Genomic DNA, 21683 nt, shown 5'->3' on the forward strand with positions numbered 1-21683 from the left:
ATGGAAGGAGCCCGAGTATCCGGCTGGAAACAAGCCATCAACCAAATGGCCGTGGCCTACCCCGACCGCTTCGACAAATACCTATAAACCCCGCCCCACACACAAACAACTTGACACGCTCCACGTCTATCTCCTCCACCCAGGAATTGCCGGACTGTCTGTAAACTCCTTTTTAAGTGTAAGGGGGTACACATGCTGACGCCGCTACGGTGGGTATTCACCTAGGAGTCATGAGACTCGAAAACTCAACGTGCTTTTGCCCAGCCGATCACGGCTGCGCCGATAGTAGCCCACATGACGTGGACAAGAAGCAGCACTAGAAGCGTGGCGCTGATGGTATCCATCCAGCCCATTCCCAACGTCAGTGCTGCAGGTTGGGTGGACAAAGTATGAGTGCCAAGACAGCAGGTACCTACGGGAAATGTGCTAGCCCACCACGTGGGGTTATAAGACATGGGGGTGCTTCCTAGGGCCGCTCCCCAGTGCTTGCACATGGCGTAAATGGCCAGCGGGATGCCAAGTCCGAGCATTGCTACACCGTAGACCATTGCGCGGAAGTGCCATTGTTCACCTGCAAGCAATTGTGCTCCCGCGGTAGATTGGCCTACCAGCCCGAGCGGGATCCAAGCAGTGGCAGCGAAGCTGGTAGGAATTTTCGGAATGGTACGCAGGTAAACGAAGGCGAATGTAGGCAATCCTGTAAGCCAAGCCAATGCAAAACTGATTACGCCAATGCTGTGGACTATCGATCCCCACTCGCCGGCATGCGGTGCCAACTGAGCTGAGGAGGTAGCCGCAACCATGGGGGCGACCAGCGGTAGTCCCCAGGTGAAAGCGGGGGCTGACGGGCGATCGCAGATGAGAAACATGAGAAAACGGATGCACGTCACCACGCCGAGAACCGTTCCTATTGCCCAGCACAAGGTATGAACCGACGAGGCATCATAAATGAGGGAGTAGGCGCTACCCAAAGAAAGTATGCCCATAGATACCATGCCCCAAGCGGGCATGTCGGCGGCGCGAAATCCCGGATTGTGGTGCTTTAGAAACCCAAATACGAGCGATACAGCAAGAATAGTTGCAGCCCCAAGCATGGCTTTCGAGGGGGCCGGGCCTAATAGGGGAGTTATGTGTACGTCGATAAGAGTAGAAGAGATTCCGAGGCCCATAACGGCCCCGGCCCAGCCTGGGCCGAGCGGGGGAAGGTCTATCTCGTTCTGAATTTTTAACATGCGCTTGAGGCTATGCTTTACGGCAGAATTGCGGGAGGGCGTTCATTCTGGTCGGGGTTACAATGAAAATATGTACCCCTCGCGAATCGGTAGTAGTGATGACTTTTTACCAGTTCGGCGCGGATTTGTCCCCGATGCCCAGACAGTCGACGCTGTACTTGCTGTGGCACGGTATGGGGGTATGAATCAGGCCGCCATACACCTGAATGTCTCCCAACAGTCGGTGAGTAATCGCATTGCCAATTTTGAAAGGCATCTAAATCAACGCATTTTTTGGCGTGGAGCTGCGGGTAGTTTTACTACGGAAGTCGGCTCCCAGGTTGTCCGGGTACTCGAGGTGCTAGAGGAGGCCTTGAACGACTGCGCGCGTGGTCTTGAGAGAGCCATCGGTGAAGACGTCACCGAGGAAATTAAATTGGTGGTCTCGCATACAGTCGCCGAGGTAGATTACCCGCGCTGGGCTGCGGCGTTTCAACGTGCTCACCCGAAAACTTTTCTGCGTATGCGCCAGCTCAATAGCCGGGAGGCCCAGCGCCATGTAGTACAGGGATTGGCGGATTTAGCCATTGTGGAAGGTAACTGGGTATCCCATGAACTGCACCAGCGCGTAGCCGGACACGACGAACTCGTTGTTGTCGTCCCTGCAGGGCATTATTGGGCTCGCGCGGATAGCCGAAGTGGATCTGGGGCTCCTACAGTATCCGAACCATTGAAGGGGGTGGCTGCGGTATCTAAAGAGGAGCTGCAGACTACTCCTTTGGTTCTGCGTGAGCAGGGAAGCGGCACGCGGGAGGTAGTAGAGGACATTCTGGGGTCACTCGCTCCTCCTGCAGGAGAATTTGGATCTCTGGGGGCGCAACGCGCTGCTATAGGCGCTTTAGGCGCTCCAGGGGTTATAGCAAGGCGAGCAGTGGAGTCGCAGTTGTCTACGGGCGAGTATGTAGAGGTCCCGGTAGCTGGGATCAAGTTTGACCGGCCCCTACGTGTGGTGTGGAGCTCGCAGAACCGACTCCCAGAGCCGGCTCACCGGTTTCTTCGCTTCCTGGCGGACTATGCGCACGGGGACGAGGTCGAAACTAAGCGTGGCTGATGAAAACTCGTTCATTAATGTTGTGTCTCCACCAGCCGGTACTCCAAGGCGAGTGTTTATTCAGCGTGAGCGAAGAGATCTTCAGCATCGGTGCCGGTCGTAATCGCGGCGGCGAGCAGCATGCGGGCTTGGGGAGCGCGTAAGGTGCCAGAGGAGATAACGCCGGCGTCGGCAAGCGTGGCACCGCCACCGGCACCGCCGTAGATGCCCTCCACTGGGCCGTGATCCACGCGGGTGGTGAGCACGACTGGAACCTTCTTGGCCGCAGCCTTGGCGGCTTGGGCTAACTCGTCGCCGATATTGCCGGCGCCCATTCCCTCAATCACGATGCCTTCGGCGCCGCTGTCCAAGGAGCGCTGGATAAGATCGGCCGGCGCGCCGGGGTAGGCGGCGATGATATCGACGCGGGTATTGCCCAGCGGTTGATGCTTTAAGGCCTTCGGGCGCTTAGGCTGCTTCTTGCCATTGTTATTGGCAAAGCCATCGGCCTTGGCCGTATCGGACTTAAAGGCGCCGCGGGCAGGGATAACGTGATCCGCGAAGGCGATGAAGGTACCGCGGCCCTTGTTGGAAGGGTCAGTTACGGTCTTGACCGCGAGCGCCAAGTTGTCCGGACCATCTGGATCCGGGTCATCAAAGGAGCGCATTGCACCGGTTAAAGCCACCGGCTTCTCACTGTCCTGGAAGGTATCGACGGCTATGGCGGTCTCTTCCATGGAATCGGTGCCGTGGGTGACCACTACGCCATCGACATCATCGCGCTGTAGCTCCTTATTTACGGCCTCGATGATGGTGTCGGTATCGTCCAAGGTCATCGCGGAAGAATCCAGCTTGGCAATGTCTTTGACCTCTAGCGTGAGCTTGTCCTTGTCAAAGGTGCCGGAAAGGGGCTCCACCAGCTTGGAGCCGGTGACGGTGGGAACCACCGCACCTTTCTTATCGTGCGTGCTGGCAATGGTGCCGCCGGTAGAAAGGACCACCACGTGGCCCTCGGCGGTGGCGCGTGGCCCCTCGTGTTCCGCTGCAGTGGTTTCGGTAGTTTCTTCCGTGGTTGCAGACGTGGAACTGGTGGCGCTGTGCGGCGCGGAAGATTCGGGCGCCGCGGTCGAAGTCTCCTCTTCTGGGCGGCTATCCGGATTTTGGCAGGACGCCAAGAGGAATGCGGAAGCGACTAGGGCAAGGCCGGCGCGGGCTGAGCGGCGCAACGTTGGGGTATGCATATTCCCTCGTTTCTGTGTGTGGGAGGCGAAAGCGGGCGGCGGGAATCGTCGGCCGCGTAGACGTCCATCTAAAGCAGAAGCGCGGGACGTCCGCTGCCACTATGGACTTACTAACACCGAAACGAGGGGAGAGCGGCTAGTCGATGTGCTGGTTCGATGGCGCCACCACCAAAGGCTTTGGTGAGTACTTGGCGCGCAGGGCGCGCAGCACGGTGGCGTGCTCGGCCAGGCGCTTGTCTTCCTCGGTGTGCGGGTGGAAGGGGCGGGCCACCTGCGGCTGGCCATCGTGGTCTAGCGCGATATAAGCAACGGTGGCATGGATGGCGGTTTGTAAGTGCTCGCGGCCGCCGCGGGGGTTGCCGGAGCGGACGTGGATGGACATCTGCATCGAGCGGGTATCGGTGCGCATCATGCGGGCATCGACCTCGATGAGGTCACCGATAGAAATGGGGCGGTAGAAGCGGATGCCGCCAGCGTACACCGCAACGGTGCGCTCCGCGGACCACTCCATGGTGCAGGCCGCACCGGCCTCATCGATCCACTGCATGGCCGTGCCGCCGTGGACCTTGCCGCCCCAGTTGACGTCGGTGGGCTTGGCCAGGAAGCGGTTGACCATGCGCGGGGCATCGGAAGGTCCGTCATAGGTTTGTTTTTCCATCTCCGTTTCGATGGCCTTGCGCAGCTCAATGCGGGACTTGGCTGCTTCTTCTACGCGGCACTGTTCATCGGTTTCTGGCACGAAGGGCGGCACTGGGGTGGACTTGCCGGTGGCCGGGTCCTTGGCTACGAAGATGACCAAGCAATCGCAGGCGCGAGTGAAGATGCCTTCGCGTGGGTCAGCCGAAAGCACCTCGTTGACGATGTGCATGGAGGAACGGCCGGTCATGGCGATGCGGGAGCGCACCTCCACGATGTGCCCAGAAGGGATCGGCCGGGTGAAGTGGATATGGCCCACGTATGCGGTCACGCAGTACTGGCCGGACCACTGCACGGCGCAGGCATATGCGGCCTTGTCAATCCATTCCAGGACGCGGCCACCGCTGATGCCGGTGGCGCCGGCCATGGTGACGTCGGTTGGCGATGCCATAAAGCGCAGCGTCAGCGCCGGCGATTTCTGAGTTTCCGCAACGGAAGGCGTAGGTGACATAAACAACAAGATAACAGTAGCTATGATGTAGCTATGAAAAAGCCCGTCGATCCCGCAGCCACCCGCGCGGCCGTCATGGCCATCAAAGACTGGATTGCCGCCCCGGCGGAGCACGATAAGCCTGGTAGGGCCCTGCTTGCCGACGCCGTCCGCCGCACCGCCCGCACCCTCGAGGCCGACGCGCCGGGCCATTCCGTGGAGCTGCGCGTACCCCCATTTGTTGCGGTGCAATGCATTGAAGGACCCCGCCATACCCGCGGCACCCCACCCAATGTGGTGGAGACCGACCCGGAAGCCTGGCTGCGCCTCGCCACCGGATTGGCGGACTGGGAAGAGGCCGTAAGCACTGGTCGCGTCGATGCTTCCGGCTCCCGCGCGGGCGAAATTGCGCAGTGGTTGCCGCTTATTCCGTTAGTTTCCGGCGGCGCGACAGGCTAATATAAACGCCGTGGTAGAAGTACATACTCCTAGTATCACCAATCTTGACGATCATAATGAGCAGGAGCCCCGCGAAGAGTGCGGCGTCTATGGCGTGTGGGCTCCCGGGGAGGAAGTCTCCAAGCTGACCTACTTTGGTCTCTTCGCCCTGCAGCACCGTGGCCAGGAGGCTGCCGGCATTGCGGTGGGCGATGATGACCGCATCGTCGTCTTCAAGGACATGGGCCTCGTGGCCAATATCTTTGATGAGTCCACCCTGTCTGCCCTCCAAGGAAACGTAGCGGTGGGTCACACGCGCTATTCCACCGCCGGCGGCAAGGAATGGTCCAATGTCCAGCCGATGTTTTCTACCTCCTCCACCGGGGTAGACATCGCTCTTGGACACAACGGCAACCTGGTCAACTACCTGGAGCTGCGCGAGGAGGTCGTGCAGCGCGGCTTGATTAAGCCCCATGAGGAGTCCGTATCTGACTCCATGTGCTTGTCTATGCTGCTTGCCGACGGCGTGGATGAAGACACCTCCGTCTTCGACTCCGCCCGTGACTTGCTCCCGCGCGTGAAGGGCGCATTCTGCCTAACCTTTACCGATGGTCACACCATGTACGCCGCGCGCGACCCGCACGGCGTGCGCCCGCTGGTCCTCGGCCGCTTGGCCAAAGGCTGGGTGGTGGCCTCCGAGACCTGTGCGCTCGATATCTGCGGCGCTCAGTTCATCCGCGAGATTGAACCTGGCGAGCTCGTCGCCATCGATGAGGCCGGCATCCGTTCCGTGAACTTCGCGCCGGCCAAGCGCCACGGCTGTGTCTTCGAATACGTCTACTTGGCCCGCCCGGATAGCGATATCAAGGGCCGCTCCGTCAACGCCTCCCGCGTGGACATTGGCCGCCGCTTGGCCCGTGAGTATCCGGCCGAGGGCGCGGACTTGGTCATCCCGGTTCCCGAATCCGGCAACCCGGCCGCCGTGGGCTATGCCCGCGAATCCGGCATCACCTTCGCCCACGGCTTGGTCAAAAACGCTTATGTGGGCCGCACCTTCATCCAGCCCACCCAGACCCTGCGCCAGCTGGGCATCCGCTTGAAGCTCAACCCGCTGCGTGAAGTCATCAACGGCAAGAAGCTCGTCGTGGTGGATGATTCTATCGTCCGCGGCAATACTCAGCGCGCGCTCATCCGCATGCTGCGCGAGGCCGGTGCCGCCGAGGTGCACGTGCGCATCGCCTCCCCGCCAGTGAAGTGGCCGTGCTTCTACGGCATCGACTTCGCCTCCCCGGGCGAGCTGATTGCTAACGCCAGCCCCTCCGACGATCCGGAAACCGTCTGCGCCACTATCTGTGACACCATCGGCGCCGATTCCTTGGGCTTTGTCTCCATTGAGGAGATGGTGGCCGCCACCGAACAGTCCCGTTCCGAGTTGTGCACCGCCTGCTTCTCGGGCGAGTACCCACTTGGCCTGCCCGCCGGAAACCCCAATGCAGACGCCGTGCGCACCTTGCTCGGCACCGAATAACAAAGGACACCTGAAACCATGAGTGACAATACTTACGCAGCAGCCGGCGTCAGCATCGAAGAGGGTGACCGCGCCGTAGAACTTTTCGCCCCGCATGCTAAGCGTGCCACCCGCCCTGAGGTTCTGGGCGGCCTTGGCGGCTTTGCTGGCCTGTTCAAGCTCGGCGATTACAAGGAGCCCATCTTGGCCGCCGGTTCCGACGGCGTCGGCACCAAGCTGGCCGTGGCCCAGGCCATGGACAAGCACGACACCATCGGCATCGACCTCGTCGCCATGTGCGTGGACGACCTGGTTGTCTGCGGCGCGGAGCCACTCTTCCTGCAGGACTACATCGCCGTGGGAAAGGTCGTGCCGGAAAAGGTGGCCGAGGTAGTCAAGGGCATCGCCGAGGGCTGTGTGCAGGCCGGCGCCGCGCTGCTGGGTGGTGAGACCGCCGAGCACCCCGGCATGATGGAAGAAAATGAATACGATGTCTCCGCTACCGCGGTCGGCGTCGTTGAGGCCGATGGCGTACTTGGCCCAGACAAGGTCCGCGATGGCGACGTGCTCATCGCTATGGGCTCTTCCGGCCTACACTCCAATGGTTACTCCCTGGCCCGCCACGTCCTGCTGGAGCAGGCTGGCATGCCTCTCGACGGCCACGTGGAAGAGCTCGGCCGCCCCCTCGGCGAGGAGCTGCTGGAGCCCACCCGCATTTATGCCAAGGACTGCCTGGCTTTGGCCAGCGAGTGCTCCGTATCCACCTTCTGCCACGTCACCGGTGGTGGACTGGCAGGCAACCTCGAGCGCGTCATTCCAGAGGGTCTCGCAGCCGATATCAACCGCGCCACCTGGACCCCAGGCCAGGTCTTCAAGCTCATCTCCTCGGTGGGCAAGGTGGAGCTGGCGGAAATGGAGAAGACCTTCAACATGGGCGTCGGCATGATTGCCGTAGTCAATCCTGAAGACCGCGACCGTGCCTTGGCAATGCTTACCGCACGCCACATCGATGCGTGGGAGCTGGGCACCGTCCGCTCCGCCTCGGGTGAGGAGCCGCGCGTGGTCATGCACGGCGAGCACTCAAACTTCTAGCTGGGGCGGGCACGAGGAAGGGCCCTAGGAATTCCTAGGGCCCTTGAGCTATCCGGCGGCGAGCGGAAGATTAGCGTTCATCGCGGTTTTCATCATCCCATTCGTCGACGTAGTCGGCGTATGGGTCATCCTCTTCATAATCGCGGGAGTCACCCTCTTGCTGTGCGGCGAGTTCCCGTTGCAGGGACTCGATATCCATTTCGGGTGAGTTGTACTTGAGCCGGCGTGCAACTTTGGTCTGCTTTGCCTTGGCGCGTCCGCGTCCCATGTGCATGACCCCCTTGGGTTAGTAGGGCGCGCCAGGGATTCTTGGGCGCCCCATCGACTTGTCTATTTAGTATCTTCCTGTAAGACACAATAGCCTGTGTGACGAAAAAATTCCGCACCGCCCCCTCTCTAGTGGGAGATTTAGCGCCCGCGCAGCCGGTTTACCGCTTCGCGCCCGGCCTTGGGGCCCTCATCCTCGGGGATGGAGGAGGGATCGATCGACGCTGCGGTATCGCCCACCTCTAGGGTGCCGGCGTCCAGCGCAGAGCGCTTGACCAGTCCCAAGGCGATGGGCCCGTAATCGCAATCATCGACGATGGTGCCTATGCGGCCTACCTTACGTCCATTAAAAGTAATGTCATCGCCCACATTTGGCCGCTGCGGGGCAGAGCCATCGAGGTGCAGCTGCACCAAGAGGCGAGGGGAGCGGCCAAGGTTTTCCACGCGCGCTACCGTCTCCTGCCCGCGATAGCAGCCTTTATTGAGGTGAACGTGGGCTGGATTCTTGGCGTCGCGGCTGATCCACTGCGGCACCTCGTGTGGGATAGATTTATTGTCTAGGTCCGCTGCTAGCTCGGGCTCGCGAGCGCGCACGCGCTCGGCAGTAAAGGCCATGAGCCCCGCTAGCCGTGCACCGGATTCCTCCAGGTGTTTCGTTGCCTCGACCAAGGATTCGCGGGAAATGCCAAGGTCAACGCGTTTAATTCCTGGCCACGGGACCTGGCGGGAAAACTCCACCATGGGCGGAAGCGAAACATCGGCCTCACCCAGGAGGGTGAGGATGGCGATATCGGCTTCCTCTACGGTGACCTCGGACCAGAAGACCATCATGGTGAGGAACTTAAAGAGGGAGTCGAATTGCGCCGCGGGGACGTCGATAAGAAAGGCATCGTCGGTCCGCACGATATCCATGTGGTGGAGGATGTGGCCTTGGATGTCCAGGTCGAGGGCGCCGGCGGTGAAGCCCACGGGGGCGTCGTCAAGCTTCTGTGAAAGTAGATTATTCAGAAACTCGGCGGCGTCCTTGCCGCTCACGCGAATGACGCGGCGCTGGGAGCGGTCAATGACGATGGTGCCGCCATCGGCGGCCCGTTGCTCGCCCAGCGGATTGCCATAGTGCCAGGCCACGCCCTGGGCATCGAGTACGGTCGCGTCCTGGTGCTCCGCGGCACCGGCGCGCTGCAGAAGAGGCGAAGAATAACTCACAACTACCGATGGTAGGGCATAATCAAAGGTATGAAGTTTTCGCCGCGAAAAGAGCCGGTCATCTACGTTGTGGAGCCCTTTGGAGGGTCGGTACGCAGGCACATGCCCGCGCTGCCTCTTATCTACGCCGACGATGCCGCGGTCACCCGCGGCGATGGCATCTTTGAATCCCTGCTCGTGCGCGGAGGCAAAGCCGCTAACCTGCAGCGCCACGCGCAGCGCTTCTGCGATTCAGCTCGCACGATGAACCTGCCGGAGCCGCCCATGGACAAGTGGGAAGAAGCCACCCGGATCGCCATCGCGGACTTCTGCGGGGACGAGCAAGGCGATGCTAAATGCACGTGGACCTATACCCGCGGGCGCGCTTCTACGGGGCGGCCGAGCGCGTGGGTTGTTGTGCAGCCGATTGAGGAGAAGGTGCTAGAGCAGCGCGCCCACGGCGTCGCCGTCATGACAAGCCCCCGCCTGTGGCACGTGGCGGAGGAATTGCCCGCCAAGACGCTCAATTATGCGGCCACCATGGCGATGCTGCGCATGGCGCGGGAGAAGGGCTTTGAGGACCTCATCCTCACCGATCCGGACACCGGAGAAATTCTTGAGGGCGCCACCTCTACCGTGGTGGCCGTCAAGGGCGAGAAACTGCGCACTGCGGCCGGCCGCGGCATCCTGCCCGGCACCACGCAAGCGGCGCTCTTCGCGCACGCCAAGGAGAAAGGCTATCGCTGCAAGGCCAAGCCGCTGACCGTGGAGTATCTGGAAAAGGCGGACTCGGTGTGGTTGGTGTCCTCGGTGCGCGTTGCTGCGCGCGTAACTAGGCTCAATGACAAAAAATTGAAGGCCCCGGATAACGTGGACGTCATCCGAGACCTTATTGATGCAGCGCTTGGGGCTTAGCCGGCGATGCGGGTGAGCTCCGCGGACATGTAGGGGCGCATCTCGCCATCAACCATGCGCTCGTCTACCCAGCCCAGGTTGTTATTGGGCATGAGGCCGTACATGCGCTTGCCTGGGCCCAAGTTCTTCGGGCCGGTTTCCGTAACCATGGTGGAGGCGGATTCCAGCTGCCATGCGCGGTCATTGAAGGGTTCGCCGTAGAAGATTTCCACGATGCCGGTAGAAGAGGTGTAGGTGACCTCGATTTCATCCTTTTCCGAGATACGCCAGAAGCCGGTCTCGCGCACAGACGGGCCTTCTGGCTTGCCCTCGGTATCGATCTTCCAAGTGCGGGAGCTAAAGGTCAGGTAATTCTCGCCATCGTGGGCGATGACCAGCTGCTGGCCAAAGGTGTATTCCTGGCCCTTCGTATCGTGGGCCTGGCCCTCGCCTTGCCAGACGCCCACAAGGGGGAGTAGTCCCAGCAGGCCGTCGTGCAGCGATGGGCCCTGGCGCAGGTTCGCGGTATCGTCCGGTACCGGGGTATCGCCCAGCTCGAGAGCGGGGATATTGCGGCTAGCGGCGTCCTTCCACTGCTCGGCAGCCTGGTTCACGGCATCGTTGCCATTGAGTTTTCCTGGATCGTTTTCCGGGTGGGAAGCCGCGGTGGTCTCGATGTTTTCAGGGGTGGTTTCATTATTATTTTCGCTCATGGGCGTCCAGCCTAGTCGTGCACCCGCCTTTTTAACTACTAGACTTGGACCTCGTGCACGCATTGATGATCTCGAATCCAAACTCGACCTCACAAACCAACGCCCTCTTCCGCCAAATCGTTCCCTGCCTACAATCGGTAGAGGGCCTGCATCTCAAGGTGCAATTTACGCATTACCCTGGCCATGCAGAAGAGATGGTCAAGGGAATGACCAGGGATGACTACGACGTCATCATTGCTGTGGGCGGAGATGGAACCGTCAACGAGGTAGTCAACGGGCTCCTCGGCCCGGCGGATGAGCAGTGTCCCGATCCGCAGTCCATCCCGGCGCTGGCCGTAATTCCTACCGGCTCCGCCAATGTCTTTGTGCGCGCTCTAGGGTTCCCCAACACCCCAATGGAGGCTACCCATGTGCTGGCTCGCATGCTCGACCGGGATCTGCGCCGCACCATTTACCTAGGAACGTGGAACGAGCGGTGGTTTGCCGTCAACGCCGGCTTCGGTTTGGACGCGGATGTCTTGGCACGCGTGGATCGTGCCCGCGAACAGGGATTTTCGGCCACTCCGCTGCGCTACCTAAACGTTGCCATTCGGGCTTGGAGCCGTGCGCGGAAGAACCCGCCGCATATTGCAGTCAAGGCCGAGTCCAGCAGCGGCGAGCAGCTGCGCAAGGACGATGTGCCACTGCTGTTTACCTCGAATACCAACCCGTGGACTTTCCTGGGCCCGCTGCCGGTAGTGACTAACCCGCGCAATTCCTTCGATGAGGGCCTTGCCCTGTTTGGGTTGGAGGAGTTTAGCGGGCTCGGCGGCGTTGTCGGCCTGTTGCACCTCTTCGGTGCCGATAAGCGCGGATGGCTCAATAAGCTCACCAAGGAAAAGACGGTGGCCTTCGACGACGCCATGCGGGTAGAGCTCGTCTGCCGCGAACCACAGCGCTTCCAAGCCGATGGAGAATCGGAGGGGCGCTTTGACGCGGTTACCTTGGCCTCCGTGAAGGATGCCATTGAGGTATTCGCCCCGCAGGATAGGCGGGAGGCCCATCAGCGCACGATGAAGGAAGTGCTGCGGGATTTTATTCGCCTGCGCTAGTCTGCGGCGCGGGGCCGACCCGGTGCTTGGTATCGGCGGCCTTCTTTTCCGCCTCTTCCACGGCCTTTTGCTCCGAGCCTTCAATCTCTAGCGGGGAGAGCTGGGCCAGCTGCACCTTGATATTGCGGCGCTGTACCTCGAAGGAAATGGTTCCTCCCTGCATCTTTACCGCGGTCGCTTGGGCCGGAAGCGGCAGCTGGCGGGTGTCGAAGTTGAGGGAAAAGGCCTTTTGTAGGCGCTCATCGTCCGTGTCATAGACCTGCATGCGAAACTCCGGACCAACCAGGCGGAGGGTGACCTTGGCGGTGGACTTGTGGGCGTCGCCAGGCAGGGTGCCCGTTAGCTCTGCTTCTGCGGAGGTGCCACCGGAGGGGGAAATATCGTCGGGGTTAGCAATCGAGAGATCGGTAATTCCCAACAGGCGGCCCAGCGCCACACCATCCAAGGAAATGCCGCGCGAGTAGGTGGAGACGGGCGCGCCCTCAATATCGCCGTTCATGACCTGCTCTGGGGTGACGGTGATATCGCGCAGCACGGTCGAAGCATTGACCATGCCCAGCTTGGGCACCTCCACGTCCAGGGCCTTGACCTCGAGATAAGGGATTTCCTTCGAAGCCGCCGCCCACACGTAGGGGGTGCCGCCGATGAAGACATCCGGCGTATTATCCAGCCGCGAATTGGCTTTCACGGCTTGTGCCACCTTGTGTTCCGTGTGCATAGCCACGCAGGCATCCGCCACCCAGGCCGCAATGAGCACGCACACCACGAGGAGGACGTGCACGATGCGCCGGTCAATCTTAAGAACACTCACCCTTTCATTCTTACCCTACGTATTCTGGGGCCTATGACTAGCAATGCCTTTAAGATTACGGAAGAAAACCTACCGGACGCACCGGAGCTGGCTCGCCGCGTTGACGTGCTGGCTGAGCAGGCCGAACGTGCCGATGGAATGGCGCCGCTGTCGGAGCAATTCCTCAACGGTCTTAGCGATTCCCGCCTGGAGCACCGCCACCTGGTGGCCTGGGTAGGGGAGGAGCCGTGCGGCGTAGCCGGTCTGGAGGGCTCTACCGCCGAGCTATTCATTGCCCCCGACTTCCGTGGTCAGGGCTTTGGTGCCGCGCTTTACGACGCCGCCGCTAAGACCCCCAACCTCCAAGCCTGGGCCCACGGGAACCTACCGGCGGCACAGGCGCTGGCGCACTCCCGCGACCTGCAGGTCACCCGCAAGCTGGTGGTCATGGGTATTGGGGGAGAAGAGCTTGCGGCGGCCGCCCGCCCCGAAGGCTTGCCAGTGACCGCCCTGAATTACACCGAGGCGGCGGATAAGTGGGGCAAGGACTTTGTGGAAAAGCAGTGGCTCAAGGTCAATAACGAGGCCTTTTCTTGGCATCCCGAACAAGGCGGCTGGGATCTTGATCGCCTGCACCGCGGCATGGAGGCAGACTGGTTCGACCCCGCAGACCTGCTCTTCCTGTGGGATACGGCAGATGAGCCGGCACTGGCCGGCTTCCACTGGACCAAGTGGCATGCGGAGGAAACTCCGGGCTTCGGTGAGGTCTACGTGGTGGGCTTGGCGGAAGATTACCGCGGCAAGAAGCTGGGCGGCCCGCTGCTGCAAATCGGCCTGCGCCGCATGGTGGAAAAGGGAGCTCAGCGGGTAATTCTTTATGTAGAAGCGGATAATGATCCGGCGCTGAAGGCGTACGAGCGCCTAGGCTTTGAGGTTGATGAAGAACACGTCGTATGGGGCGCGTGTGACTAAGGTCATGGGGTGTACGACGTTTGTTCACCCAGTGTTTACCTCTTGGCACCCTTTTGGTCAGATCCTGCGGATAGCTTTACACCCTGTGAGTTAACCGCACCTGTGCGCCTGCGTCTCGCCCCAGAAGGCGGAGCGGGATGCAGGATATCTCTCTAGGAGATGCGGTTTCCTCGGACAATCAATCTCTGATCTGCACCGGAAAGGGTTTTCCCGTGATTCGCAACTTCAAGCGCACTGCCGCAATCTTCGGCATCGTAGCCGCAACCTCCACCGCTCTCGTAGCTTGCTCTGAGGAGTCTGGCTCCTCCTCCGATTCCGCTGGCGGCGAGGACGTCTCCGGCGAGCTCGTCGGTGAGGGCGCATCCTCCCAGCAGAACGCTATGTCTTACTTTGGCACCGCGTTTGGTGAGGATCATCCTGATGCAAACCTGTCCTACACCGCGTCAGGTTCTGGTTCTGGCGTGAAGTCCTTCATTAATGGTCAAGCAGCTTTTGCCGGATCGGACTCTGCCCTGAAGGAAGACGAGGGCGAAGTTGAAGCCGCCAAGGAACGTTGCGATGGCAACGATGCATGGCACTTGCCTTCTACCATTGGTCCGGTCGCGATCGCTTATAACCTTGGCGACACTGAGATCAACCTCTCCACAAAGACTCTCGCAAAGATCTTTAAGGGAGAGATCAAGAAGTGGAACGATAAGGCTATCGCTGGTGACAACGAGGGCACCGACCTTCCAGATACTGACATTAAGGTTGTTTACCGTTCTGATGAGTCTGGTACCTCTGATAACTTCCAGAAGTTCCTGAAAGCTTCCTCCGGCGAATGGGACAGTGAAGGAAAGCAGTTCCCAGATGCCGTTGGTGAAGGCGCGGATAAGTCTACGGGTGTGGCTGACGCTGTAGCTAGCACCGAAGGTGCCATTACCTACGTAGAGTCTGGCTTCGCAGACCAGAAAGAAGGCGACGGCGTAAAGAAGGCCAAGATTGACTTTGGCCACGGCCCAGTTGAGCTGTCCACTGAGTCCGTTAACAAGGCTCTGGAGAACCTAGAGTTCAAGGAGACCGACTCTGAGCACAACATGGTTGTTGACTCCGAGGCACTGTTCTCCTCCGATAATGAGGGCGCATACCCGCTCATCCTGACCACCTACAACATCGTTTGCTCCAAGGGCTACGATGAGGAGACCTCCAAGCTGGTTAAGTCCTTCTTCACCACCGTTCTGGATCACCAGGATGACCAGCTGGCCGAGCAGGGCTTCATCCCAGTTGAGGGTGCACACCTGGACAAGCTGAAGGCTGCTGTTGACGCTCTGCAGTAAGCGCTAAAGCTGTAAAAGCTTAATACCTCCCCGCCCCCACTGCCGCACACGATTCGCGCTTTGGGGGCGCAGGTATGTAACGATATTTTCCATATTTAACGCTGAAAAGGATTAACAGTCTCATGGCAGACAATAATCTCACCACGGCTCCAGAGCAGAAGGACGCGAACGTTACTTCTGCCGAGCGAGTCTCCAACAGCGGACACGATGAGGCAGTAACCTCCAGCGCCAACAGTGGCGTAAAGCGCCCAGGCGACCGTGTCTTTGAATTCCTGTCCACTGCTTCGGCAACCCTTATCACCGTAATGATTGCCGCCATTGCCGCTTTCCTATTGTGGCGTGCCGTTCCTGCGTTGAGTGTTAATGAAGGTGGACTAATTGGCTTCTTCACATACGGCGGCCGATGGGACACTTCCAATATTGAAGCGATGAAATTCGGCATTGCTTCTTTGCTTGGAAATACTGTGCTTATCTCAGTCTTCGCTCTTCTGCTGGCTATGCCCGTGGCCCTGGCCATCGCAATCTTCCTGTCCAACTACGCGCCTGCCCGCTTGGTTAAGCCGCTCGGCTTCCTCGTGGACATGCTCGCTGCGGTTCCGTCCATTGTTTACGGCCTTTGGGGCTGGCAGGTTCTTGGCCCGGCTCTTTCGGGTTTCTACACTTGGATGGAGTCTTGGGCAGGCGGCTTTTTCCTATTCCAACTTTATGAAAATTCCCCTTCCTTTGCGATGGGTCGCAACCTTTTTACCGGTGGCATCGTACTTGCCGTGATGATTTTGCCGATCATCGCCGCTACCGCCCGTGAAGTCTTCGTACAGACCCCTCCGGGCCAGGTCGAATCTGCTCTGGCTCTGGGTGCTACCCGCTGGGAAGTTATCCGCATGACCGTTCTGCCGTTCGGCATGTCTGGCTATATCGCCGGTTCCATGCTCGGCTTGGGCCGTGCGCTGGGTGAGACCATGGCGCTGTACATGGTTGTTTCACCACTCGTTGACTTCCGCTTCTCGCTTTTCGACGGCGGCACGACCTTCGCCACCGCCATCGCTCAGGCGGCAGCTGAGTTCGGAAACGAAACAAGGGCTGGCGCCTACATTGCAGGCGGTCTCACACTGTTCTTGCTGACCTTCGTGGTCAACGCCATTGCCCGCGCCATCGTGAAGAATAAGTAAGGAGGGGAGGATCAATGACTACGACTACTAATGCCAAGCCTGCCTCCCAAGGCGGCGCGACCTTCCTGGACATCTCCGGCTCCCGCAAGATGACCAATAACATCGCCACCGCGGTGGTCTGGGGCGCAATGATTCTGGCCATGGTTCCGCTGGTGTGGGTTCTGTGGGAACTCATCGCCCGCGGCAGTGGCGTCATCCTCAACCCTGAGTGGTGGACCGCCTCCCAGCGCGGCATCATGAATAGCTCTGCCGGCGGCGGTGCCGCTCACGCCATTGTGGGTACCTTCGTCCAGACCATTCTGGCCTCCATTATCTCTATCCCGATCGGTATCTTTACCGCCATCTACTTGGTGGAGTACTCCAAGGGCGGCTGGCTCGGCCGCATCACCACCTTCATGGTAGACATCCTGTCCGGCGTGCCTTCCATCGTTGCGGCCCTGTTCATCTTCGCCATGTGGATTACCCTGTTCGGCTTCGGCCGCTCCGGCTTCGCCGTGGCGCTATCCCTGGTGCTGCTGATGATTCCGATTGTGGTGCGCAATACCGAAGAGATGCTGCGCGTGGTCCCAATGGACCTGCGTGAGGCGTCCTACGCTCTCGGCGTTCCGAAGTGGAAGACCATCGCCCGCATCGTTCTACCTACCGCACTGTCCGGCATCGTCACCGGCATCATGCTGGCGATTGCCCGCGTGATGGGTGAGTCCTCGCCGGTGCTGGTCTTGGTTGGTTCCTCCTCCGTCATCAACTGGGATGCTTTCAAGGGCTCGCAGTCCTCGCTCCCGCTGATGATGCTGGATATGTACAAGGCCGGCGCACAGCCCGCCGTACTGGACAAGCTCTGGGGCGCAGCGTTGACGCTGGTTATCCTCATCGCCGTCCTCAATATTGCGGCCCGCATCGTTTCCGCGAAGTTCTCGGTTAAGAAGTAAACGCCGTACCACTCGATTCCGCCATACACTTGCTAGAGGAGAAACTCCCAAATGTCTAAGCTCGCGCTCAATGACGTGAACATTTTTTACGGCGACTTCCACGCCGTGCAGAACGTGAATATGCAGATCCCGGCCCAGGCCGTGACCGCATTCATCGGCCCTTCCGGCTGTGGTAAGTCCACCGTGCTGCGCACCATTAACCGCATGCACGAGGTCATCCCCGGCGCCTACGTTAAGGGCGAAATCCTGCTCGATGGCACCAATATCTACGGTCCGAAGGTTGACCCGGTATCCGTGCGCAACACCATCGGCATGGTCTTCCAGAAGGCTAACCCGTTCCCCACGATGTCCATCGAGGACAACGTGGTGGCAGGCCTGAAGCTGTCCGGTGAAAAGAACAAGAAGAAGCTCAAGGAGGTCGCGGAGAAGTCCCTGCGCGGCGCCAACCTGTGGGATGAGGTTAAGGACCGCCTGGATAAGCCAGGCGGCGGCCTCTCCGGTGGTCAGCAGCAGCGTCTGTGCATCGCCCGCGCTATCGCCGTGGAGCCAGAGGTATTGCTCATGGACGAGCCTTGTTCCGCACTGGACCCGATTTCCACCCTCGCCGTGGAGGACCTCATCCACGAGCTGAAGGAAAACTTCACCATCGTGATCGTGACCCACAACATGCAGCAGGCTGCCCGCGTATCCGATAAGACCGGCTTCTTCTCCCTGGAAGCAACCGGTAAGCCGGGCCACCTGGTGGAGTTCGATGACACCACCAAGATCTTTGAGAATCCTTCTCAGAAGGAGACCGAGGATTACATCTCTGGCCGCTTTGGCTAAAGAGTAAGAGAGATTGTCCGAGAGAAGGGGGCCGGTTCGAAAGAACCGGCCCCCTTCTTTGGTGCTTAAATCCGTCTAACGGCGGAATTGACGCTCGAGGTCAGCCATCCGTGCTTCGAAGTCGGCGTCCTTTTTGTCCTCTTCTAGCTTCTTGGCATAGTCATTGGGCAAAAGACCCGTGGTCAGATAGATGATGTGGCCGGCCACGGAGACGCAGTGGTCTGCATAGCGCTCGTAGTAGCGCGTAATTTGCGAGGTCTCTACTGCCTCGCGCACGGTGCCCTCCCATTCGCGCTGGGTCAGGATGCGCAAGATGTGGGAGTTGATATCATCCACCGCGTCATCGTCGGCACGGAGATTGATGGATAAATCCGCATCAGGGGTGACGAGGATATCGTGCAGCACTGACCCCATTTCTTCAGTGAGGCGGTACATCTCCTCGAAGTAGCCGATGTAACTCGCCGGTACCACGGCGTCAGGGTGGCGGCGGCGCGCGGAGTCCGCTATGTGCTGGGCTAAACGGCCCATGCGGTAGAGATCCTCCACGATATAAATCGAGGAGACCACCTGACGGAGGTCCTGTGCCATGGGGTTTTCCAGGGCCAAGAGTTTTACGGCACGCTCAGAGCACCTAGCGCGGAACTCATCTAGCTCCTCAGTCATGGTGAGAGCATCTTCCGCGGAGTCCAAGGCGCCCTGCAGCAGCGCCACGGAGGCCTTATCCATGATGTCGCGAACGGTATCGCACATCACGATGAGGTCGTGGGAGAAATTGTCTAGGTGTTCCCTGTAAGCGGCACGCATGCCAAAGATAATAGCGAAAAATTTCGGCCCCTGCGCAACTTAAGTGGAGCATAAATGCGAGTTTCCTGGGTGCCCCTAGCTGCTCTTATATCTTTGTTAGGTTATCCGCCGGAGTTCATAATGTCAGCGGCAACCGGAACGCAATCGTCCTCTGGATCGTCGAGCCAACCATCCGGCAAAGCCACCTTGGATGGCGAGCCCTGGCGGCCGCGGGCCCCGTCGGCGTCGGCAGCCAGGGCATCGGACTCTGCCCAAGGTGCAAGTAGCTCACGCAAGGCATCGAGGGAATTGACCTTGGCTAAGCCCGCGCGGACCTGGCCGCCAACTGGGAAACCACGCAGGTACCAACCGATGTGTTTGCGGATATCGCGGGAAGCATTGTCCTCGCCATCGTGCTCCGCCAATAGCTCCGCGTGGCGGAGGATTACCTGGGTGACCTCGCCCAGGGTGGGCTCTGCCGGAATGGACTCGCCGCGCAGCGCAGCGCCGAGCTCGGCAAAAAGCCACGGGCGGCCGAGGCAGCCGCGGCCTACCTGCACGCCGTCGCAGCCGGTCTGTTCCATCATGCGGCGGGCATCCTCGGCACGGAAGATATCGCCATTGCCCAGCACTGGCACGCCAGTATCCGCCAGATGTTCCTTGAGGCGCGCGATTTCGTCCCATCGGGCTTCGCCAGAGTAGCGCTGAGCGGCGGTGCGGCCGTGCAAGGTAACGGCGGCGGCACCGGACTCGACGGCGATGCGCCCGGCGTCGAGATGCGTATGGTGCTCGTCGTCAATGCCCACGCGCATCTTTACCGTGACCGGAATATTGGTGCCCTCTGTGGCCTTGACCGCGGCGGAGACGATATTGCCAAAGAGGCGTCGTTTATAAGGCAGCGCGGAACCGCCACCGCGGCGGGTCACCTTCGGAACCGGGCAACCAAAGTTCATATCGATGTGGTCCGCCAGGTTTTCGTCGACGATCATCTTCGCGGCCTTATACGTATATTCCGGATCCACCGTATAGATCTGGAGGGAACGGGGATCCTCCTGCGGCGCAAAGGTGGTCATGTGCAGCGTCTTTTCATTGCGCTCTACCAAGGCGCGGGCGGTGACCATCTCGCAAACGTAGAGGCCCGACACCGTGCCGGTGCGCTGCAGCTCCTGCTCGCGGCACAACGTGCGGAAGGCAACGTTGGTTACCCCCGCCATCGGGGCGAGGATGACGGGGGAGGAGAGATCGTAGTGTCCAATGCGCAAATTCACGCCCCAATTGTGCTAGTTAACGGGGGAAAATAGCAACCGGGCCCACAGTGGCGCCGTTCCCTATTTTTACTTTATGGGGTAAAGGTCACACAGAAGTGGTGGAAATCTTGCAAAGATTCGCTAATGTGGGCTGTGTAACTAATTAGAACGGCCGTTATTTTGGCTGGCCCCTTAATGAAGGAGGATTACCCTTGTCAGAGAGAATCGCGTATGCCCCATTCGAGAAGCTCGTAGTTTCCGCTGAAGAGGCTGCTCAGCACGTCAACCACGGTGACCGCGTGGGCATTTCTGGCTTCACCGGTGCTGGCTACCCCAAGGGTCTGCCCACCGCCATTGCAGAAAAGGCCAAGGCTCTCCATGAAAAGGGCGAGGAATTTAAGATCGACGTCTTCTCCGGCGCTTCCACTGCCCCGGACTGCGATGGTGTTCTGGCGGAAGCTGAGGCGATTCGCTTTCGCTCTCCTTATAACTCAGATCCCACCCTGCGTAAGCAGTTTAATGATGGCACCGCTCTCTACCAGGATATCCACCTGTCTCACTCGGGCCAGCAGGTAGAAGAGGGCTTCTACGGTGACTTCCAGGTAGCCATTATTGAGGCCGTGCGCATTACCGAAGAAGGCCACGTGGTGCCGTCCTCCGCAGTGGGCAATAACCTCGAGTTCATCGAGGCTGCGGATAAGATCATCATCGAGATCAATGAGTGGCAGTCCATCAACCTCGAGGGCATGCACGATATCTATCGCATTGAAAAGCTGCCTAACCGCCAGCCAATCCCTATCACTAAGCCGGGTGACCGCATCGGTACCACCTACATGGAGGTGCCGGAGGACAAGGTTGTTGCAGTGGTAAAGACCGATGCCCCGGACCGCAACGCACCATTCAAGGAACCGGACGAAGTTTCCGAGAAGATCGCCGCCAACTTCATCGAGTTCCTCGAGGGGGAGGTCGCCGCTGGTCGTCTTGAGTATGACAAGTTCATCATGCAGTCCGGCGTGGGCAACGTCCCCAACGCCGTGATGGCCGGCCTGCTGGATTCCAAGTTTGAGAATATTCAGGCCTATACCGAGGTCATTCAGGACGGCATGCTCGATCTCATCGATGCGGGCAAGATGACCATGGCTTCCGCCACCTCCTTCGCGCTGTCCCCGGACTACGCGGAGAAGATGAATGAGGAGGCAGAGCGCTACCGCAAGCACATCATCCTCCGCCCACAGCAGGTCTCCAACCACCCGGAGGTCATTCGCCGCGTCGGCCTGATTTCCTCCAATGGCATGATTGAGGCCGATATCTACGGCAATATCAACTCCACCAACGTATCCGGCTCCCGCATCATGAACGGCACCGGTGGCTCGGGTGACTTCACTCGCAATGCTTATATCTCCACCTTCGTTTCCCCGTCCGTGGCCAAGGACGGCGCAATTTCCGCGCTGGTTCCGTTCGTGTCCCACACGGACCACACCGAGCACGACACCATGGTCATCATTACCGAGTACGGCGTGGCTGACCTGCGTGGCCTGGCGCCGAAGGAACGCGTGGAGAAGGTCATCTCCGTGGCGCACCCGGATTACCGTCCGTTGCTCGAGGAGTACTTCAACCGTGCCAAGGAAAACAAGTTCCAGCACACCCCGCACGACCTGAAGACCGCCTTTGACTTCCAGGTCCGCTTCATGGAGAAGGGCGATATGCGCGGCTAATGTAGCCACTCCCCGGCAGGCGCTCAGCGGCGAGCTGGGCGCCTTTCGCTTGCCGACGCCCCCTAATTAGGACTTTGCAAAT

21 protein-coding genes are annotated in these 21683 nt (G+C 59.8%); 12 read left to right on the forward strand and 9 right to left on the reverse strand.

The features are described from left to right. Positions 1–245: 245 nt before the first annotated feature. Positions 246–1232, reverse strand: coding sequence for a tellurite resistance protein (locus MHY08_RS10830; protein ID WP_255710508.1), 987 nt, complete (start codon positions 1230–1232; stop codon positions 246–248). A 181-nt stretch (positions 1233–1413) separates the two neighbouring features. Here MHY08_RS10830 and MHY08_RS10835 point away from each other — a divergent pair, with 181 nt between their 5' ends. Further along, positions 1414–2322 (forward strand): LysR family transcriptional regulator, encoded by a 909-nt coding sequence (locus tag MHY08_RS10835; RefSeq protein WP_040425420.1) that lies wholly within the window; start codon positions 1414–1416, stop codon positions 2320–2322. A gap of 56 nt (positions 2323–2378) precedes the next feature. Here MHY08_RS10835 and MHY08_RS10840 read toward each other — a convergent pair whose 3' ends face one another. Continuing rightward, the gene (locus tag MHY08_RS10840) at positions 2379–3542 is read right to left on the reverse strand and encodes an asparaginase (protein WP_239236660.1); all 1164 of its coding nucleotides are present in this window, start codon (positions 3540–3542) and stop codon (positions 2379–2381) included. A 136-nt stretch (positions 3543–3678) separates the two neighbouring features. Further along, positions 3679–4689: an acyl-CoA thioesterase gene (locus MHY08_RS10845; RefSeq protein ID WP_239236662.1), complete on the reverse strand. Its 1011-nt coding sequence runs from the start codon at positions 4687–4689 to the stop codon at positions 3679–3681. Between the two features lie 33 nt (positions 4690–4722). Between MHY08_RS10845 and MHY08_RS10850 the strand changes: the two genes are divergently transcribed. From MHY08_RS10850 to purM, 3 genes are read left to right on the forward strand one after another with little or no spacing between them, the layout of a single operon-like run. Next, positions 4723–5127 (forward strand): sterol carrier family protein, encoded by a 405-nt coding sequence (locus MHY08_RS10850; protein ID WP_239236664.1) that lies wholly within the window; start codon positions 4723–4725, stop codon positions 5125–5127. A gap of 10 nt (positions 5128–5137) precedes the next feature. After that, complete coding sequence (purF, locus tag MHY08_RS10855; protein ID WP_239236666.1) at positions 5138–6634, forward strand: amidophosphoribosyltransferase; 1497 nt, start codon at positions 5138–5140, stop codon at positions 6632–6634. An 18-nt stretch (positions 6635–6652) separates the two neighbouring features. Then, positions 6653–7705: a phosphoribosylformylglycinamidine cyclo-ligase gene (gene purM, locus MHY08_RS10860; protein ID WP_239236667.1), complete on the forward strand. Its 1053-nt coding sequence runs from the start codon at positions 6653–6655 to the stop codon at positions 7703–7705. A gap of 70 nt (positions 7706–7775) precedes the next feature. On the opposite strand, the gene MHY08_RS10865 is transcribed toward purM, so the two are convergent. Then, a complete protein-coding gene (locus MHY08_RS10865; RefSeq protein WP_239236668.1) occupies positions 7776–7973 on the reverse strand; it encodes a DUF3073 domain-containing protein in 198 nt (65 codons plus the stop codon). Between the two features lie 140 nt (positions 7974–8113). Continuing rightward, the gene (locus MHY08_RS10870) at positions 8114–9178 is read right to left on the reverse strand and encodes a folate-binding protein YgfZ (RefSeq protein ID WP_239236669.1); all 1065 of its coding nucleotides are present in this window, start codon (positions 9176–9178) and stop codon (positions 8114–8116) included. A 30-nt stretch (positions 9179–9208) separates the two neighbouring features. Here MHY08_RS10870 and MHY08_RS10875 point away from each other — a divergent pair, with 30 nt between their 5' ends. Further along, complete coding sequence (locus MHY08_RS10875) at positions 9209–10072, forward strand: aminodeoxychorismate lyase (protein WP_239236670.1); 864 nt, start codon at positions 9209–9211, stop codon at positions 10070–10072. Here the strand turns inward: MHY08_RS10875 and MHY08_RS10880 are convergent. Beyond that, positions 10069–10764, reverse strand: a complete 696-nt coding sequence (locus tag MHY08_RS10880) for an FABP family protein (protein ID WP_005325810.1) — start codon at positions 10762–10764, stop codon at positions 10069–10071. The genes MHY08_RS10875 and MHY08_RS10880 overlap by 4 nt on opposite strands. Before the next feature lie 53 nt (positions 10765–10817). On the opposite strand from MHY08_RS10880, the gene MHY08_RS10885 reads away from it, so the two are divergent. Continuing rightward, positions 10818–11855: a diacylglycerol kinase family protein gene (locus MHY08_RS10885; protein WP_239193333.1), complete on the forward strand. Its 1038-nt coding sequence runs from the start codon at positions 10818–10820 to the stop codon at positions 11853–11855. Here MHY08_RS10885 and MHY08_RS10890 read toward each other — a convergent pair. Then, the gene (locus MHY08_RS10890) at positions 11839–12666 is read right to left on the reverse strand and encodes a DUF2993 domain-containing protein (protein WP_005330041.1); all 828 of its coding nucleotides are present in this window, start codon (positions 12664–12666) and stop codon (positions 11839–11841) included. The genes MHY08_RS10885 and MHY08_RS10890 overlap by 17 nt on opposite strands. 33 nt (positions 12667–12699) lie before the next feature. Between MHY08_RS10890 and mshD the strand changes: the two genes are divergently transcribed. The 5 genes from mshD to pstB all read left to right on the forward strand — a co-directional run bounded on the left by mshD (position 12700) and on the right by pstB (position 17856). Then, positions 12700–13617, forward strand: coding sequence for a mycothiol synthase (gene mshD / locus MHY08_RS10895; RefSeq protein WP_239236671.1), 918 nt, complete (start codon positions 12700–12702; stop codon positions 13615–13617). 212 nt (positions 13618–13829) lie between these two features. Next, positions 13830–14933: a phosphate ABC transporter substrate-binding protein PstS gene (pstS, locus tag MHY08_RS10900; RefSeq protein ID WP_239236672.1), complete on the forward strand. Its 1104-nt coding sequence runs from the start codon at positions 13830–13832 to the stop codon at positions 14931–14933. Between the two features lie 122 nt (positions 14934–15055). Beyond that, positions 15056–16102, forward strand: a complete 1047-nt coding sequence (gene pstC / locus MHY08_RS10905; protein WP_239236673.1) for a phosphate ABC transporter permease subunit PstC — start codon at positions 15056–15058, stop codon at positions 16100–16102. 14 nt (positions 16103–16116) lie between these two features. Then, the gene (pstA, locus tag MHY08_RS10910; protein ID WP_239236675.1) at positions 16117–17031 is read left to right on the forward strand and encodes a phosphate ABC transporter permease PstA; all 915 of its coding nucleotides are present in this window, start codon (positions 16117–16119) and stop codon (positions 17029–17031) included. Between the two features lie 51 nt (positions 17032–17082). Further along, positions 17083–17856, forward strand: coding sequence for a phosphate ABC transporter ATP-binding protein PstB (gene pstB / locus MHY08_RS10915; RefSeq protein WP_005325820.1), 774 nt, complete (start codon positions 17083–17085; stop codon positions 17854–17856). A 75-nt stretch (positions 17857–17931) separates the two neighbouring features. Here pstB and phoU read toward each other — a convergent pair whose 3' ends face one another. Both phoU and dusB read right to left on the reverse strand, forming a co-directional pair. Continuing rightward, entirely contained in the window at positions 17932–18660 is a 729-nt protein-coding gene (gene phoU, locus MHY08_RS10920) for a phosphate signaling complex protein PhoU (protein WP_239193337.1), read from the reverse strand. Positions 18661–18761: 101 nt separating this feature from the next. Then, positions 18762–19907 carry a tRNA dihydrouridine synthase DusB gene (gene dusB / locus MHY08_RS10925; protein ID WP_040425422.1) on the reverse strand — a complete coding sequence of 382 codons (1146 nt, stop codon included), beginning with the start codon at positions 19905–19907 and terminating at the stop codon, positions 18762–18764. 191 nt (positions 19908–20098) lie between these two features. On the opposite strand from dusB, the gene MHY08_RS10930 reads away from it, so the two are divergent. Continuing rightward, a complete protein-coding gene (locus MHY08_RS10930; protein ID WP_005330051.1) occupies positions 20099–21601 on the forward strand; it encodes an acetyl-CoA hydrolase/transferase family protein in 1503 nt (500 codons plus the stop codon). Positions 21602–21683 lie beyond the last annotated feature (82 nt).

Origin of the sequence: Corynebacterium sp. ACRPJ (assembly GCF_022347345.1) — a bacterium.
Lineage (GTDB): Bacteria > Actinomycetota > Actinomycetes > Mycobacteriales > Mycobacteriaceae > Corynebacterium > Corynebacterium tuberculostearicum_D.